Source organism: Roseomonas sp. SRI_022 (genome assembly GCF_057586215.1).
The window spans coordinates 35,324-50,809 of record NZ_JBYCZL010000010.1; the positions used below are offsets into that span (position 1 = coordinate 35,324).

Genomic DNA, 15,486 nt, shown 5'->3' on the forward strand with positions numbered 1-15,486 from the left:
GTCATGGGGTGCAGGCGGGGCCTGCATGTCCGGCGGAGACGGAAAAATGTTTCCGATCGGTTCCGCGGGCATAACCGCAACGTTCAGGTGGCGATTTTTTTCGGCAATACAATCGAGTGTTTGGATTTTTTTCGGCGTATCGTGGCTGTTCGGCGCAACTGGTGCGGCGCGCCAGGCATCGCTTGAGGCTTGCCCCTGGCGGGCGGAGGGATTAGGCGGCGGCATGTCCCTCGATCGCATCACCGTCCGCCTGCTGCCCGGCCGCGACCGCCGGGTGAAGGCAGGCCATCCCTGGGCCTTCTCGAACGAGATCGTCATGACAACGGCGGCGAAGGCGCTGCCGCCGGGCAGCGTCGTGCGCCTGGAAGGCGATGACGGGGTGAAGCACGGGGCCTTCCACTTCAATCCGCATTCGCTGATCGCCGCGCGGCGCCTGTCATCCGACCCTGACGCCGCCTGCGACGCCGGCTGGTATCGCGCCCGCATCGCCGATGCGCTGTCGCTGCGTGACCGCCTGTTCGACGCGCCGCATTACCGCCTGGTCCATGCCGAGGCCGATGGCCTGCCCGGCCTGGTGATCGACCGCTACGGCGACGTCATCGCCCTGCAGGCGAACACCGCGGGCATGGAAGCGGCGACGCCGCTGATCGTCGAGGCGCTGCACGCGCTGGTCGTCCCACGCGGCATCGTCGCGCGCAACGACAGCACCGTGCGCACACTGGAAGGCCTGCCCGAGGAGACGCTGCTGCTGGCCGGCGATGCCGCCGGCGCGGTGGTCGAGGAGAATGGCCGCCGCTTCCCCGTCGATCTGCTCGGCGGGCAGAAGACCGGCTGGTTCTTCGACCAGCGCGAACACCGCGCGCGCGTGTCGCGCCTGGCGCAAGGTGCGACCGTGCTCGATGCCTTCTGCCACACCGGCGGCTTCGGCATCGGCTGCGCGGTGGCGGGGGCGGTGCAGGTCACGCTGCTCGACCGCAGCGAGCATGCGCTGGCGACGGCGCAGCAGGCCGCGGCGCTGAACAGCGTGGCCGATCGCGTCGCCACCCAGCGTGGCGAGGCGATGGAGGCCCTGGAGCGCATGGTCGGCGCCGGGCAGCGTTTCGGCGTGGTGATCACCGACCCGCCAGCCTTCGCCAAGACGCGCAAGGACCAACCGGCCGCGCTGCGCGCCTATGGCAAGCTGGCGCGCCTTGCCGCGACGCTGACGGAACGCGGCGGCTTCCTGTTCATCGCGTCCTGTTCCCATCACGTCAGCCCCGGTGAATTCGCCGATGCCGTCGCCTGGGGCGTGCACCGCGCGCGGCGCGAGGCGCGCATCCTGCACATGGGCGGCGCCGGGCCGGACCATCCGCTGCACCCGATGCTGCCGGAGAGCCAGTACCTCAAGGGTATGCTGCTGCACCTGCCGTGACGCTGCCCCATATCCGCTTCGTGCATCCCGCACCGCTACCGGTCGGCCCACGCCTTGCGCGCGGCTGGCGGGTCACGGTCTATGAAGCGGCGGGGGCGGAGGCGCGGCTGGGGCGGCGCTCGGCTTCGGTCGATGCTTTGCTGGCCGCGGCCGGCGTGCCGCAGGGTGCCTTCGTCGGGGCGTGGAACCCGCTGAGCCGGGCCATGCCGCGGCGCTGGAACGACCGGGCGCTGGCCCGCCTGCGCCGGGTGGCGCGCCGCGCCCGGCTGTGCTTCCACGAGGGCACGGGCCATGCCGCGCGGCCGCCCTGGGCGGAGGAGCACCTGCTGATGCTGGGCGATCCGCGCCGCATCGCCGTGCTGGCCCGTCGCTTCCGCCAGCACGCCATCCTGCTTGTGCGCGCCCGCGCGCCCAGTCGGCTGCTGGTGCTGCGATGAGGGCGGCCATCGGCTTCCTCACCGCGGTCTTCGCGCTGCGCGCGGCGCTCGGCGTGCTGTTCCAGGCGCCGGGCGCGGCCGGGCCGGTGCTGGTGCCGGAATTCGGCATGGACTGGACCGAGTTCGGCACGCTGGTCGGGCTGTTCTGGCTGCCGGGGCTGGTGCTGGCCGTGCCGCTCGGCCTCGCCGCGCCGAGGCTCGGCGACCGCGCGGTGGTGCTGTTCGGCATGGGGCTGCTGGTCGCGGGCGCGCTGGTCTCGGCCGCGGCGGGGGCGGGCGTGGCGCCGCTCTATGCCGGGCGGCTCCTGATGGGCACCGGGACGGTGATGGTCATCGTGCTGCTGACCAAGATGATGCAGGACCGCTTCAAGGGACCGGATTTGTTCCCGGCCATGGCGATCTATGTGCTCGGCTGGCCCGTGGGCATCGCGGCGGCGCAGGCGGTGCTGCCGGGCGCTGCGGTGTCCTTCGGCTGGCAGGTGCCGTTCCTGGTGGGTGCGGTGGCGATGGCGGTGGCCTTCGCCGCACTGGCGGCGGCGTCGCGGCCGGGGTCGCGCGGGGTGGTCCCGCCCGCCGGATCCGGGCGGCTAACGGGGCGTGAGATCCGGCTGATGTGTCTGGCCGGCGCCTGCTGGGCCATGGTGAACGGCACCTACATGGTGCTCGTCACCTTCGCGCCGCCGCTGCTGGTGGCGCGCGGGTTGTCGGTGGCCGAAGCCGGCTTCGCGACATCCCTGATGTCCTGGGTGAACCTGATCGCGGTGCCGGCCGGGGCGATGCTGGCGCGCAGGCCGAGGATCGTGCTGCCGATGGTGGTGGCCAGCATCACCGCCTCGGCGGCGCTGGCCGCGGCGCTGCCCTTCGCGGGGCTCGGCTGGGCGGCGGCGATCCTTGCGCTGCACGGGCTGCTGTATGCGCTGCCGATCACCGTCTTCTCGGCGCTGCCGGCGATGGCGGTGCCGCCGGAACGCCGGGCGCAGGGGCTCGGTGTGTATTTCGTCTGGTTCTATGGCGGCTGCACGGGGTTCCCGCCGCTGGCGGGATGGCTGGCGGACCGCACGGGCGGGGCGGTGGTGCCGGTGATATTCGCGGCGGTGCTGTTGATGGCGGCGCTGCTACTGTTCCTGGCGTTCCGGCGGGTGGTGGCGCGGGATTAGTTCACGCCCAGCGCGCCGCCCATGACATCGCCGATCCCTTCGTGGATGACGAGATCCGCGAGGTCGTCGAGCGGCGTCTCCTCCCGGTTCACGATCACCAGCCGCGACCCGTTGCGCTTGGCGATCTCGGGGAAGCCGGCGGCCGGATACACGACCAGCGAGGAGCCGAGCACGATGAACAGATCGGCGGCCAGCGTCTCCACCTGCGCGCGGCGCATCGGTTCCTCCGGCATGGCCTGGCCGAAGGAGATCGTCGCGGTCTTCACCAGGCCGCCGCAGGCTGTGCAGGCCGGCACGTCGCCATCGCGGTCAAAGACCGCGCGCAGGGCGCCGATCTCGTAGCGCCTGCGGCAATCGAGGCAATGCGCGTAGGTCGAGTTGCCGTGCAACTCGATCACCTGCGCTTCGGGAATGCCGGAGGCCTGGTGCAGCCCGTCGATGTTCTGCGTGATGACGGCATTCGCCTTGCTCTGCCGCAGCAGCAGCGCAACGGCGCGGTGGCCGCGATTGGGCTGCGCGGCGCGCATCACGTCGTCGCTGGCGAAGCGACGCCGCCAGGTCTCGCGCCGCGCTTCGGGGGATGCGACGAAATCCTGGAACAGGATCGGCTGCATCTTGGACCAGACGCCGTTGGTGCCACGGAAATCGGGAATGCCGGATTCCGTGCTGATGCCAGCGCCGGTGAAGACGACGACGCGCCCCGCTTCCTCGATCATGTGACGGAGCGTGGCCGCGTCGCTCACGGCAGCCGCGCCAGGATGAACAGGCGCCGGAAGGGCAGCAGCACCACGCCATCGGCCTGCGGCGGATAGGAAGCGCGCATCGATGCGCGATAGGCATCGAGGAAGCCGTCGCGCTCCGCACCCTGCAGCACGTCGAGATAGGGACGCAGGGACGTGCCCATCGCCCATTGCACCACCGGGTCGTCCCCGCGCAGCACATGGACGTATTCGGTGATCCACAGGTCGAGCGACGCGACGCGTGGCCGCAGCAGGTCGTAGTAGTCGCCGGGCGTGAGGATCGGCGGCGCGCTGGCGATGCGCGACAGCGTGCTGGCCCAGGGGCCGTCGCGCGCGATACGGTCCTGTTCCGCCCGCAGCGGTGCGGCATGCATCGAGGGCATCTGCACGGCAAGCACGCCGCCCGGCGCGATGGCCGACAGCAGGCGTGGGAACAGCGCGGCGTGTCCGCCCAGCCATTGCAGCGCGGCATTGCTGAACAGCACGTCCACCGGTTCGGCCGGCGCCCAGGCGGCGATATCGGCCTGTTCCGTCGCGAAGCCTGTCGCCTTGGCGAGCATCGCCGCGCTGCCATCCACGCCCGTGACGGTCGCGCCGGGGAAACGCGCGGCCAGCGCCGGCAGCGCATTGCCCGCGCCGCAGCCGAGATCGACGACGCGCCGCGGCGCCGGATGCGGGATGCGCCCGATCAGGTCGAGCGCGGGACGCAGGCGCTCATCCTCGAAGCGCAGATACTGGCTGGCATCCCAGGATGATGCGCTCATAGGAACCTCGCCCTGATATCGACGCTGCTTTCGCGGCCGAGCTTGTCGAAATGCTCGGCGATCCAGGCTTCCGCGGCCTCGCGCCCATATTGGCGCAGCATGCACAGGAAGTCCCAGTCACCATTGAACTTGGTGCTGAGCTTGAAGCCGCGCAGCCTTTCCTCATCCTCGATCAGGTGGATGAACAGGCGGCGGTAGCGCGGCTGTTCCAGCCGCCCGGTGTCGAGCAGCCGTTGCACGAAGTCGATGGCGCGCATCTCGGCCATCAGCGACCCGTTGAAGGTGATCTCGTTCAGCCGGTTGACGATGTCCGACACCGAGGTCGGATGCTCCTCCCGCACCTGCGGGTTCAACTGGATCAGGATGATGTCCGGCGGCCCGCCCTGGTCGTAGAGCGGCCAAAGCGCCGGGTTGCCGAGATAGCCGCCATCCCAGTACGGCTCGCCGTCGATCTCAACCGCCTTGAACACCTGCGGCAGGCAGGCGGAGGCGAGCAGCGCCTCCACCGTCAATTCGCGCCGCGTGAAGACGCGCGGCTTGCCGGTGCGCACGCTGGTCGCGGAGACGAACAGCCGCGGTGCCTTCGCTTCCATGCGCAGGCGCTCGAAGTCGATGCTGTCGGTCAGCGCGTCGCGCAGCGGGTTGAAGTCGATCGGGAAGGGATTGATCTGGTAGGGCGAGAGCACGCGCGAGAGGTTGTCGAAGGTGCGATAGGCGAAGGACCAGGTCAGGTCGTGCCCCCAGACCAGCTTCTCGAAGGGCGTGGCCTGCATCGGGCTCATCGACAGCCGCCGCGCCACCGACCGCCAGAAGCGGTCGAGCGCGGCGATCGCTGCTTCGGGCCCGCCTTCCAGCAGGCCCTGCACCAGCATCGCACCATTGATCGCCCCGGCCGAGGTGCCGGACAGCCCATCGACCTCCAGCCGCTCATCCTCGAGCAGCCGTTCCAGCACGCCCCAGGTGAAGGCGCCGTGCGTGCCGCCGCCCTGCAAGGCGAGGCTGATGCGGCGCTTCGCCGGCGGCTTCGCGACCGCCGGCGTGCTGACGGCAGTCTCTTCGCTCACGAAGCCGTCCAGCCGCCATCCGCCGAGAAGGCGATGCCGTTGATCGCGCCCGAACCGGGGCCGCAGAGGAACACCGCCATGTGCGCGATGTCGTCCACCTCGACCCAGCGCTTGGAGGGCTGCTTCTCCAGCAGGTAGTCGCGCAGCGCGACTTCCTCGCTGACGCCGTGTTCCTTGGCGAGCGGGCCGACCTGCGCCTCGGCCAGCGGCGTGCGCACGAAGCCCGGGCAGATGGCGTTCGACGTGATCTGCGTCGTCGCGACTTCCAGCGCGACGACCTTGGTCAGCCCGACCACGCCATGCTTCGCGGTGACATAGGCGGCCTTGTGCGGCGATGCCCGCAGGCCGTGCGCGGAGGCGATGTTGATGATGCGGCCCCAGTTGCGGTTGCGCATCCCCGGCAGCGCCGCCTTGATGGCGTGGAAGTTGGACGACATGTTGATCGCGATGATCGCGTCCCACTTCGCCTCGGGGAATTCCTCGATCGGGGCGACATACTGGATGCCGGCGTTGTTCACCAGGATGTCGAGCTTGCCGAGGGTCTTCTCGGCATCCGCGACCATGGCGCGGACCTCATCGGGCTTCGAGATGTCCGCCCCCGAATAGGGCGCGTCACCGCCGCCCATCGCCGCGCCGACGGATGCGCGGGCAGCGGCGATCTCCTCCGGCTTGCCGAAGCCGTTGAGCATCACCTTGGCACCTGCCTGCGCCATCAGCATCGCGATGCCGTGGCCGATGCCGGAGGTGGAGCCGGTGATGAGGGCCGTGCGGCCTTCGAGGGTGCGGTCCATGGACAAGGCGCCTCCGTGATCGGGGGGGGGGTGGCGGCGGGGTGCCGTCGGGGTCGCGCATGGTGGCGAAGCGGGCGGTCGCGGGGAAGCCCCTCGCGGAGTCCGGATCGTCCGGCGCCGTTAAGCCCGGAACAACACTGATCCGTGACTATCGCGCCGATGCCCCTGTGCCCCAACCACGACCGAGGTCCCCCGATGCTGTCCCGCCTGTCCATCCGCGCCAAGCTTCTTGGCGGCTTCGGCGTCGTCATCCTGCTGCTGGCCATCGTCGGCGGCAGCGGCCTGCTGGCGGCCGTGCGCATGCAGCAGAGCGTCGAGGACCTGTCACGGAACTGGCTGCCATCGGTGCAGATGCTCGGCCGTTACAAGGCCGCGGCGATGGAGGTCCGCCAGGTGGAGACGGCGCTTCTGCTGTTCGCGGAACCGGACGAACGCGCCAGGCGGCGGCCGCGCGCCGAGCGGGCCGAGGCCGAACTGCGGGAGGCGTGGCGCAGCTATGAACCGCTGGTGTCGCCCGGTGAGGAACGGCAGTTGGTCGATCGCTTCCGGGTGCTCGAGGCGAGCTTCATGCAATCCCATTCGGAGGTGATGCGCCTGCTCGATGCGCGGGACGATGCGGGGGCGCGACGTGTCTTCACGGCGTCCCGCCAGGGCTTCGAGGCGTTTCTCGCCGGGATCGACGCGGTTATCCAGGCCAATGCGCGCGGCGCAGCCGCAGCCAGCGCCGAGGGCGAACGCATCGGAAGCTGGGCCTTCCGGGGCATCGCCGGCGTCATGGTGGCGGCGGTGCTGCTGGGCTTCGGCATCGCGCTCGTCATCGGGCGCAGCATCGCCTCGCGCGTCGGGTCCTTGGCCGGTGCGATGCAGCGCATGGCGAAGCGCGACTACGGCTTCACCCTGGCTGGGACCGCCGACCAGGACGAGATCGGCATACTGGCGCGCGCCGTCGATACCTGCCGCGACAGCCTGAAGGAGGCCGACCACCTGGCCGAGCAGCAGCGCGAGGCGGAGGCCAAGGCTGCCCAGCGGGCGGTGCGGATGGATGCGCTGATCGCCGCCTTCGATGCCGAAGCCTCCGACGCGCTGCGCACCGTCGCCGCCGCCGCGACCGAACTGGATGCGACCGCCAAGGCGATGGGCGAGACGGCCGATGACGGCACCGGCAAGGCGACCGCTGTCGCCGCCGCCACCGAGCAGGCCAGCGTCAACATCCAGACCGTCGCTTCCTCGGCCGAGGAACTGGCCGCTTCGATCGCCGAGGTCGCCCGGCAGGTCCGCGACACCGCCGGCATCACCGGCCGGGCCGCCGATGCGGCGCGGGAGACCGATGTCACGGTGCGCGGCCTTGCCGAATCGGCGAGCCGGATCGGCGATGTGGTGCGGCTGATCAGCGATATCGCCGGGCAGACCAATCTGCTGGCGCTGAATGCGACGATCGAGGCCGCCCGCGCCGGTGAGGCCGGCAAGGGCTTCGCCGTCGTGGCATCGGAAGTGAAGCAACTCGCCGCCCAGACCGCGCGCGCGACGGAGGAGATCGGCCAGCAGATCTCCGCCATCCAAACGGAGACGACCCGCACGGTGGACGCTATCGCCGGCATCGCGCGGACCATCGAGGAACTGAACGCCAATACCGGCCAGGTCGCCGCGGCGAGCGAACAGCAGGCCGCCGCGACGCAGGAAATCGGCCGCGCCGTGGCCGAGGCCGCGATCGGCACGCAGGAGGCGTCGCGCAACGCCGCCGGCGTGCAGGACGGCGCCGAACGCACCGGTGCCGCTGCCGGTGAGCTGCGCGGTGCTTCGGCCGAACTGGCCCGCCAATCGGAACGGCTGCGCGGGCGGGTCGGTAGCTTCCTCGCTGAGGTCCGCGCGGCGTAGGCGCTTGCATGTTGCGCGGTTGATTGGAGAGGGGCTCTGCCCCTCTCCAAGCCTCTCCCCGCCAGGCCACAGCGTGGCCTGGACCGCCGGGACTTGGCGTGGGGCATGACGGAGCGCGCTGCGGGCACGATGCCCGGGAAGAATCCTGGGCGCCGGGCGCGGCGCACCCTCTGTCGCCGCAAAGTTCCTGCTCTGCCCAACATCAGATGATGGTTTCCAAAGGCCTTTCGGCCTTTGGTGGGGAGAGGTCCGGAGAGGGGCAAAGCCCTTCTCTGGTCCCCCATCGGCCCCCCTACGGCAACCGCATCAGCACCCCGACCAGCCGCTTGACCGGCGCCGAGAGCAACCGCGGCGTATAGAATTCGGAGGCCGCGCGCTTCGCCGCCTCCTGCGCTGTCGGATACGGCATCACCGCCCCGGCCAGCGCCGAGAGCGGCAGACGCCGTCCGATCATCAGCACGAAGACCCCGGCCATGTCGCCCACCCCCGGCCCGACCAGGGAGGCGCCGAGCAGCCGCCCCCTTGGGTCCGCAATAAGCTTCACCAGCCCTTCCGCCCGGCCTTCGGCGACCAGCCGGTCATTCTCGGCGAGCGGCCAGCGCAGCACGGTCAGATCCTGCCGGCCCTGGGCGCGGAGTTCGGCCTCGGTCGGGCCGATCTGGGCGATGCCGGGGTCGGTGTAGGTGACACGCGGCAGGGCGTCGTAGGACAGCCGCGCGGGCAGGCGGAACAGCATGGACCGCGCGATGATGCCGGCGTGCTGCGAACAGACATGGGTGAAGGCGCGTGGCCCGAGGCCTTGGGGGTCAGCAATGTCGCCCGCCGCCCAGACGCGGCGGTTGGAGACGGAGCGCAGGGCGCGGTCGGTGGTCACGCCGGCTGGCGTGGCCGCGATCCCGGCGGCTGCGAGGTCGAGCCCCGCCAGCCGGGGCGCCCGCCCCGCGGCGATCAGCAGATGCGTCCCGACGACCCGCGTATCGTCGTCGAGCAGCAGCGCCACGCCCGCTTCGTCCGGCTCGGCAGCCAGCACGCGGACGCCTTCGTGGAGCGTGACGCCATCGGCGGCCAGCGCGTCGCGCAGCGGCGGGATGCATTCGGGTTCCTCCCGCCCGGCGATGGTGGCGGCTTCCACCACTGTTACACGGCTGCCGAGCCGGGCATGGGCCTGGGCCATCTCCAGCCCGATTGGCCCGCCGCCGAGGATCAGCAGGTGGCCCGGCTGCTCCTTCAGGCCGAACAGCGTGTCGTTGGTCAGGAAGGGCACGTCGCCCAGGCCCGGAATGGGCGGGATGATGGCGGCGGAACCGGCGGCGATGACCGCGCGGCGGAAATGGAAGCGACGCTCACCGGCCTCGATGACGTCACGCGCGGCGAACCGGGCGGAGGCACGCACCACCTCGACCCCCATGGCGCGGAAGCGCTCCTCGGAATCGTTCGGCGCGATGGCGGCGATGGCGCCGGCGACATGGGCGCCTACGCCCTCCCAGACGATCTCGGGCGGCGGCAGGCGGATGCCGAAGCGGTGGGCGCGGCGTGCCTCGGCTGCCGCATGGGCAGCCGCCAGCAGGGCCTTGGACGGCACGCAGCCGGTGTTCAGGCAGTCCCCGCCCATCGTCCCGCGTTCGAACAGCGCGACCGTCAGCCCGAGCCCGGCCGAGATCGCCGCCACCGAGAGCCCCGCCGCCCCGGCGCCGATCACCGCCACATCGACATCAGGCATCGCGCTTCCTTTTCCGCCACCAGGCCCCGAGCAGGGACAGCGCCGCCAGCCCGAGCAGCGGCAGCAGGATTTCCGGCGTCAGGATGACACCGAGATCGGGCCGGCCCCCGGCGGCCAGCACATCGCCCAGCCCCGCCCCGATTCCGGCGAAGACCGCTGTGCCGGGGATGATGCCGATGGCGGTCGCCGCGGCAAAGGCGCCGAAGGGCATGCCGATCAGGGCCGGGGCCAGGTTGACCAGCCAGAAGGGCAGCACCGGGATCAGCCGGATGGTCAGCAGATAGAAGAAGCCGTCGCGTTCCAGCCCGGGGCGCATCAGCTCGACCACCCCGGCCGCCCGGCCGGTGACCAGCGGGGCGAGCGCGCTGCGCGCGATCAAGAACAGGAGGCAGGCGCCGATGGTGGCCCCCACCACGGTCAGCGCCGTGCCGATCCAGGGGCCGAACATCAGCCCGCCGGCCAGGGTCAGCACCACCGCCCCAGGCAACGACAGCGTAACGACCGTGATGTAGATCAGCACGTAGCCGGCCGCGGCGCCGGCGGGATGGGTGGCGACGACCTCGGCCAAGGCTGCCCGATGCCTGGCCAGCGCCTCGAAGGACAGCAACTCGGTCAGGCCGGAGGCCCAGGCGGCCAGCAGCAGCCCCGCCAGCAGCAGGATCGGCCAGAAGCGGGCCAGGCGAAGGCCGGATTTCAGCATCGATACGGCCTTCGGTTCCCTCTCCGCCGCGGTTACATACAGGAATTGCGGCCCTGCGCGGTTGACGGGCGGCAATCCTGCTCCCTATACCTCCGCCCCTCGCCGGGGCGCCCCAATGCATGGGGTCCGCCGGCGCGTTCTGCTGGCGGCGTGGCCCGCACGCCGGCACCGAGGTTCAGGAGACTAGTCGTGAAGCGTACCTACCAGCCCTCGAAGCTTGTCCGGAAGCGCCGGCACGGGTTCCGCGCCCGCCTGTCGACCGTGGGTGGCCGCAAGGTGCTCGCCAACCGCCGCGCCAAGGGCCGCAAGCGCCTTTCGGCCTGACGTCCGCGCCGCGGAGCATCCCATGTCGGGCAGCGCCGAGCCGGCCCCGCCCCAGACGGGTGTTCCCGCCGGTCGGATCAAGAAGCGCCGGGACTTCCTGCGCGCCGCCTCGCGCGGCAAGCGTGCCGCGCGGCCGGGCCTGGTGATCCAGGCCCTGGCCACCGAGCCCGGATCTTTGCGCCTCGGCTTCACCGTGACCAAGAAGGTCGGCAATGCCGTGGTGCGCAACCGCGCGCGGCGCCGGCTGAAGGAAGCCGCGCGGCTGACGCTGCCCGGCCTTGGCGTGTCCGGCTGGGACTTGGTACTGATCGGGCGCGACGGCACCGGCAGCCGGCCCTTCGGGCAGCTCATCGGCGACCTGCGCGGTGCGCTGAAGCAGACCGGGGTGCTGCCGTGAGCACGGCCGGCATGGCCCTGAAGGGCTGCGTCCACGCCTATCGCTATACGCTGCGCGGCATCATCGGCAGCCATTGCCGCTTCCATCCCTCCTGCAGCGACTACGCGCTCGAAGCCATCACCAGCCATGGCGCCGCGCGCGGCGCCCTGATGAGTGCGACGCGCATCCTGCGCTGCAATCCCTGGAACCCGGGCGGCTACGACCCCGTGCCCCTTCCGCCGAAAGGCTGAGATCCTCCGTGATGGACCAGAAGCGCCTCTTTGCCGCGATCGCGCTCTCGATCGGCATCCTGCTGATCTTCGACGTGTGGAACCGCACCAACCGGCCGCCGGCACCGCTGCCGTCGCTGCCTGCCGCGCAGACCACGCCGGCTGTGCCGGCGCCGAGCGCCGGCGTGCCCACGCCGGGCGTGGCCGCCCCGGTGCAGGCGGAAGCCAGCGCCACGTCGCCGCGGTCGCCGGCCGCGCGGATCGCCATCGAGAATCCGCGCGTCGCCGGCAGCATCAACCTGCGCGGCGCGCGCATCGACGACCTGGTCTTCACGACCTATCACGAGACGCTCGCCCCGAATTCCCCGCAGGTCCGCCTGTTCGACCGGCGCGACAGTTCCAACCCCTATTTCGCGCAGTGGGGCTGGACCGCCGCGAGCCCGGGCGTGCGCGTGCCGGACAGCGAGACCGACTGGACCGCGACCGGTGGGCCGCTCGCCCCGGGCCGCCCCGTCACGCTGTCCTGGGACAACGGCCAGGGCCAGGTCTTCGAGATCGTGCTCTCGCTCGACGATCAGTACATGATCACGGCCGAGCAGCGGCTGCGGAACACCGGCAGCGAGCCGGTTTCCGTGCTGCCCTGGGCGCGTATCCGCCGCGAGCACACCCCGCCTTCCGCCGGCTACTACATCCTGCATGAAGGTTTCACCGGCGTGCTCGGCGGCCGGCTGCATGAAATGACCTACGCCAACGCCAAGACCGAGGCCGGGCGCCGGTCGGGCGTGGCGCTGGACCAGGAGACGACGGGCGGCTGGGCCGGCTTCACCGACAAGTACTGGCTCGCCGCCGTCATGCCGGCCGCGCCGGACCAGGCGCTTCGGGCATCCTACCGCTTCGCCAATGACGGCGGGGGCGCCGCCGGCGACCGCTGGCAGGTCGACATGGCCACGCCGCAGCCGATCACCGTGGCACCAGGTGCGACCGGCCAGATGGCGACGCGCGTCTTCGCCGGCGCCAAGGAAGTCCACCTGCTGGACTCCTACATGTCGCGGCTGAACATCACCGATTTCGACAAGGCGATCGACTTCGGCTGGTTCTACTTCCTGGTGAAGCCGTTCTTCCTCGCGCTCGACTGGCTGTTCCGCCTGACCGGGAACTTCGGCGTCGCTATCCTGATCTTCACCGTCCTGATCAAGGCGGCCTTCTTCCCGCTGGCCAACAAGGCCTACCACTCGATGGCGCGGATGAAGGCGCTCGCGCCGAAAATGACGGAGATCAAGGAGCGCTATAAGGACGACCCCCAGAAGGCGCAGCAGGAGATGATGGCGCTGTACAAGTCGGAGAAGGTGAACCCCGCCTCCGGCTGCCTGCCCATCCTGATCCAGATCCCGGTCTTCTTCGCGCTCTACAAGGCGCTGTTCGTGACCATCGAGATGCGGCACCAGCCCTTCTTCGGCTGGATCCACGACCTGTCCGCGCCCGACCCGACCAACCTGTTCAACCTGTTCGGGCTGCTGCCCTTCCAGCCGGAACAATGGTCCAACTTCCTGCACATGCCGGCCTGGGCGCTGATCATGGGCGTGACGATGTTCGTGCAGCAGCGGCTGAACCCGCCGCCGCCCGACCCCATCCAGGCCAAGATCTTCGCCTGGATGCCGATCATCTTCACCTTCATGCTCGCCAGCATGCCGGCCGGGCTGATCATCTACTGGGCGTGGAACAACACCCTGTCGGTGGCGCAGCAATACTACATCATGCGGCACGACCGGGCGGCGGCGAAGGCCGCGAAGTCCGGGACGCCGGGTAAGGCGAAGTAAGCAAGGCCGGGGGAGGGAACTCCCCCGGACCCCCTCCTTTTTCTGTCTGTCACCAAGGGGCGCAAACGCGACGGTTCGGCCCATCAAGCGAAAGACGAGCGATGACCGGGCTTTCTGAAGCGAGAGACGAGGCGGAGCGCGAGGCGCTGATCGAGGCGGGGCGACTGCTGTTCGCCAGACCCTGCACCTTCTTCTATGCGGCGCAGAAGTCGGACCAGTTGCCGGAACCCGGGCTGCCGGAGGTCGCCTTCTGCGGGCGGTCCAATGTCGGCAAGTCGTCGCTGGTCAATGCGCTGGTCGGGCAGAAGGCGCTGGCGCGCGTGTCGCAGATGCCCGGGCGGACGCGGCAGCTCAACTTCTTCAACCTAGCCGAGCGCCTCGTGATCGTGGACCTGCCGGGCTATGGCTATGCCAAGGCGTCGAAGGACATGCAGCGCGATTGGCAGGGCGTGATGTTCGACTACCTGCGCGGCCGGCCGAACCTGATGCGCGTCATGCTGCTGCTCGACGCACGGATCGAGACGAAATCGTCCGACCGTGCGGCGATGGAGTTGATGGACGTCGCCGCCGTCGCCTTCCAGATCGTGCTGACCAAGGCGGATGATGTCGGGCCGGTGAAACTCGCGGCCCGCATCAAGGAAGCCGAGGCGCTGGCGCGCAGCCATACCGCGGCGCATCCGTTGGTGTTGGTGACGAGCAGCGAGAGCGGGCAGGGCATTCCCGAACTGCGGGCGGAGATCACGTCGTTGGCGGCGTGACCCGTCACGGCCGCCGCAGATTCTCCCGCAGCGTCGCCCCCGCATACTCCTTCCGGAACAGCCCCCGCCGCTGCAATTCCGGCACCACCAGCCGGCAGAATTCCTCGAACATCCGTGGATGCACGGTCGGCGTGATGATGAAGCCGTCACAGGCGCCGGAGGTGAAGTAGTCCTCTAGCGTGTCCGCCACGCTCTGCGGCGTGCCGACCAGCAGCCCGCGCGGCTTCTTCGTCGCCTCGGCGAAGGTCAGGCTCTCCTGCTGCATCACCTGCATCACGCGATCGATCGACCCGCTGATGCCCTGGTTGCCCGTCGCGGCGGCGAAGCTCGTCACGTCCTGGTGCTTGGACAGGTCCGCGCCCATCAGGGAGGAGTTGAGCATCTGCTGCGCCTCGGGATCGATCAGCGATTGCAGGTATTCGTACTTCTCCTGCGCGATGCTCTCCGTCTCGCCGATCACGGTCATGAAGCTTGGCAGGATCTTGCAGTCGTCGGGGGCGCGGCCGTGCTTGGCCATCCGCGCCTTCACGTCGGTGGTGAAGGCGAGCGTATCGGCCTTGCTGTGCGGCGTGCAGAAGATCAGTTCCGCCCAGCGCGCGGCGAAGTCGCGCCCGCGATCGGACGATCCCGCCTGCATGAAGACCGGGCGCACCTGCGGCGAACGCGGCATGGCGAGCGGCCCGCGCGTCTTCACCCACTTACCCTCGAAATTCGTGTAGCGGACCTTGGATGGGTCGATGAAGACGCTGCCCTCCTTGTCCAGCACGAAGGCGTCGTCGTCCCAGGACTCCCAAAGCGCGTTGCAGGCCTCCAGCACCTCATCCGCGCGGTCGTAGCGTTCGTCCTTGCCCGGAATGCCATCCATTCCGAAGTTCTTCGCCTCGAGGTTGGTCGCGGAGGTCACGATGTTCCACGCCATCCGCCCCGCCGTCAGCAGGTCGAGCGAGGCGAGCGTCCGCGCGATCCAATAGGGATGCAGGAAGGTCGTGGACAGCGTCGCGCCGAGGCCGAGATGCTTCGTCACCCGCGCCATGACCGGTAGCACCACCAGCGGATCGAGGTAGGAGATCTGCCCGCCCAGCCGCAGATAAGCGTCGAAATTGCCGCCATGGATATCGGGCAGCCCGAAGGTGTCGGCGTAGAAGCAAGCATCGAAGCGTGCTTCCTCCAGCACGCGCGCGATGTGCTCGTAGCGTTCCGGCCGCAGGATGTCGTCGAGCGCCGCTTCGGGGTGCCGCCAGGCGCCGGGATGGTTCGCGGTCGGCCCGGTCTTGAGATAGGCGACCAAGTGCATCCGGCGCTGCGTCATGCCGCGCGGGTCC

At 70.1% G+C, this 15,486-nt stretch carries 16 protein-coding genes; 9 read left to right on the forward strand and 7 right to left on the reverse strand.

The window, feature by feature from the left end; genetic code table 11:
* The first annotated feature begins 223 nt into the window (after nucleotides 1-223).
* Genes AC2YHJ_RS11865 through AC2YHJ_RS11875 form a run of 3 tightly spaced genes read left to right on the forward strand, consistent with a single transcriptional unit; the run spans nucleotide 224 to nucleotide 3,005 of the window.
* Nucleotides 224-1,411: a class I SAM-dependent rRNA methyltransferase gene (locus AC2YHJ_RS11865; RefSeq protein WP_487396239.1), complete on the forward strand. Its 1,188-nt coding sequence runs from the start codon at nucleotides 224-226 to the stop codon at nucleotides 1,409-1,411.
* Complete coding sequence (locus AC2YHJ_RS11870; protein WP_487396240.1) at nucleotides 1,408-1,848, forward strand: DUF3293 domain-containing protein; 441 nt, start codon at nucleotides 1,408-1,410, stop codon at nucleotides 1,846-1,848. The genes AC2YHJ_RS11865 and AC2YHJ_RS11870 overlap by 4 nt, the downstream gene beginning before the upstream one ends.
* Complete coding sequence (locus AC2YHJ_RS11875) at nucleotides 1,845-3,005, forward strand: MFS transporter (protein WP_487396242.1); 1,161 nt, start codon at nucleotides 1,845-1,847, stop codon at nucleotides 3,003-3,005. The genes AC2YHJ_RS11870 and AC2YHJ_RS11875 overlap by 4 nt, the downstream gene beginning before the upstream one ends.
* Here AC2YHJ_RS11875 and AC2YHJ_RS11880 read toward each other — a convergent pair.
* The 4 genes from AC2YHJ_RS11880 to AC2YHJ_RS11895 are packed head-to-tail and all read right to left on the reverse strand — an operon-like array spanning nucleotide 3,002 to nucleotide 6,364.
* The gene (locus tag AC2YHJ_RS11880; RefSeq protein WP_487396243.1) at nucleotides 3,002-3,748 is read right to left on the reverse strand and encodes an SIR2 family NAD-dependent protein deacylase; all 747 of its coding nucleotides are present in this window, start codon (nucleotides 3,746-3,748) and stop codon (nucleotides 3,002-3,004) included. The genes AC2YHJ_RS11875 and AC2YHJ_RS11880 overlap by 4 nt on opposite strands.
* On the reverse strand, nucleotides 3,745-4,509 hold the full coding sequence (locus AC2YHJ_RS11885) for a methyltransferase domain-containing protein (protein ID WP_487396244.1): 765 nt from the start codon (nucleotides 4,507-4,509) through the stop codon (nucleotides 3,745-3,747). Before AC2YHJ_RS11885 ends, AC2YHJ_RS11880 begins: the two co-directional genes overlap by 4 nt.
* Nucleotides 4,506-5,573 (reverse strand): patatin-like phospholipase family protein, encoded by a 1,068-nt coding sequence (locus AC2YHJ_RS11890; protein ID WP_487396246.1) that lies wholly within the window; start codon nucleotides 5,571-5,573, stop codon nucleotides 4,506-4,508. Before AC2YHJ_RS11890 ends, AC2YHJ_RS11885 begins: the two co-directional genes overlap by 4 nt.
* On the reverse strand, nucleotides 5,570-6,364 hold the full coding sequence (locus tag AC2YHJ_RS11895) for a 3-hydroxybutyrate dehydrogenase (protein WP_487396247.1): 795 nt from the start codon (nucleotides 6,362-6,364) through the stop codon (nucleotides 5,570-5,572). Before AC2YHJ_RS11895 ends, AC2YHJ_RS11890 begins: the two co-directional genes overlap by 4 nt.
* 195 nt (nucleotides 6,365-6,559) lie before the next feature.
* Between AC2YHJ_RS11895 and AC2YHJ_RS11900 the strand changes: the two genes are divergently transcribed.
* Nucleotides 6,560-8,239, forward strand: coding sequence for a methyl-accepting chemotaxis protein (locus tag AC2YHJ_RS11900; protein ID WP_487396249.1), 1,680 nt, complete (start codon nucleotides 6,560-6,562; stop codon nucleotides 8,237-8,239).
* Nucleotides 8,240-8,531: 292 nt separating this feature from the next.
* Here AC2YHJ_RS11900 and AC2YHJ_RS11905 read toward each other — a convergent pair whose 3' ends face one another.
* Nucleotides 8,532-9,959: a dihydrolipoyl dehydrogenase family protein gene (locus AC2YHJ_RS11905; RefSeq protein ID WP_487396250.1), complete on the reverse strand. Its 1,428-nt coding sequence runs from the start codon at nucleotides 9,957-9,959 to the stop codon at nucleotides 8,532-8,534.
* The gene (locus AC2YHJ_RS11910; RefSeq protein WP_487396251.1) at nucleotides 9,952-10,659 is read right to left on the reverse strand and encodes a TVP38/TMEM64 family protein; all 708 of its coding nucleotides are present in this window, start codon (nucleotides 10,657-10,659) and stop codon (nucleotides 9,952-9,954) included. The genes AC2YHJ_RS11905 and AC2YHJ_RS11910 overlap by 8 nt, the downstream gene beginning before the upstream one ends.
* Nucleotides 10,660-10,848: 189 nt before the next feature.
* Between AC2YHJ_RS11910 and rpmH the strand changes: the two genes are divergently transcribed.
* The 5 genes from rpmH (at nucleotide 10,849) to yihA (ending at nucleotide 14,164) form a co-directional block, all read left to right on the forward strand.
* Nucleotides 10,849-10,983, forward strand: coding sequence for a 50S ribosomal protein L34 (gene rpmH, locus AC2YHJ_RS11915; RefSeq protein ID WP_347544160.1), 135 nt, complete (start codon nucleotides 10,849-10,851; stop codon nucleotides 10,981-10,983).
* A 22-nt stretch (nucleotides 10,984-11,005) separates the two neighbouring features.
* Complete coding sequence (rnpA, locus tag AC2YHJ_RS11920) at nucleotides 11,006-11,380, forward strand: ribonuclease P protein component (RefSeq protein WP_487396252.1); 375 nt, start codon at nucleotides 11,006-11,008, stop codon at nucleotides 11,378-11,380.
* Nucleotides 11,377-11,610, forward strand: coding sequence for a membrane protein insertion efficiency factor YidD (yidD, locus tag AC2YHJ_RS11925; protein ID WP_487396253.1), 234 nt, complete (start codon nucleotides 11,377-11,379; stop codon nucleotides 11,608-11,610). Before rnpA ends, yidD begins: the two co-directional genes overlap by 4 nt.
* 11 nt (nucleotides 11,611-11,621) lie before the next feature.
* The gene (yidC, locus tag AC2YHJ_RS11930) at nucleotides 11,622-13,406 is read left to right on the forward strand and encodes a membrane protein insertase YidC (RefSeq protein ID WP_487396254.1); all 1,785 of its coding nucleotides are present in this window, start codon (nucleotides 11,622-11,624) and stop codon (nucleotides 13,404-13,406) included.
* A gap of 101 nt (nucleotides 13,407-13,507) precedes the next feature.
* Nucleotides 13,508-14,164, forward strand: a complete 657-nt coding sequence (gene yihA, locus AC2YHJ_RS11935) for a ribosome biogenesis GTP-binding protein YihA/YsxC (protein WP_487396256.1) — start codon at nucleotides 13,508-13,510, stop codon at nucleotides 14,162-14,164.
* Nucleotides 14,165-14,168: 4 nt separating this feature from the next.
* On the opposite strand, the gene AC2YHJ_RS11940 is transcribed toward yihA, so the two are convergent.
* Nucleotides 14,169-15,473, reverse strand: a complete 1,305-nt coding sequence (locus AC2YHJ_RS11940; RefSeq protein WP_487396257.1) for an LLM class flavin-dependent oxidoreductase — start codon at nucleotides 15,471-15,473, stop codon at nucleotides 14,169-14,171.
* Nucleotides 15,474-15,486 lie beyond the last annotated feature (13 nt).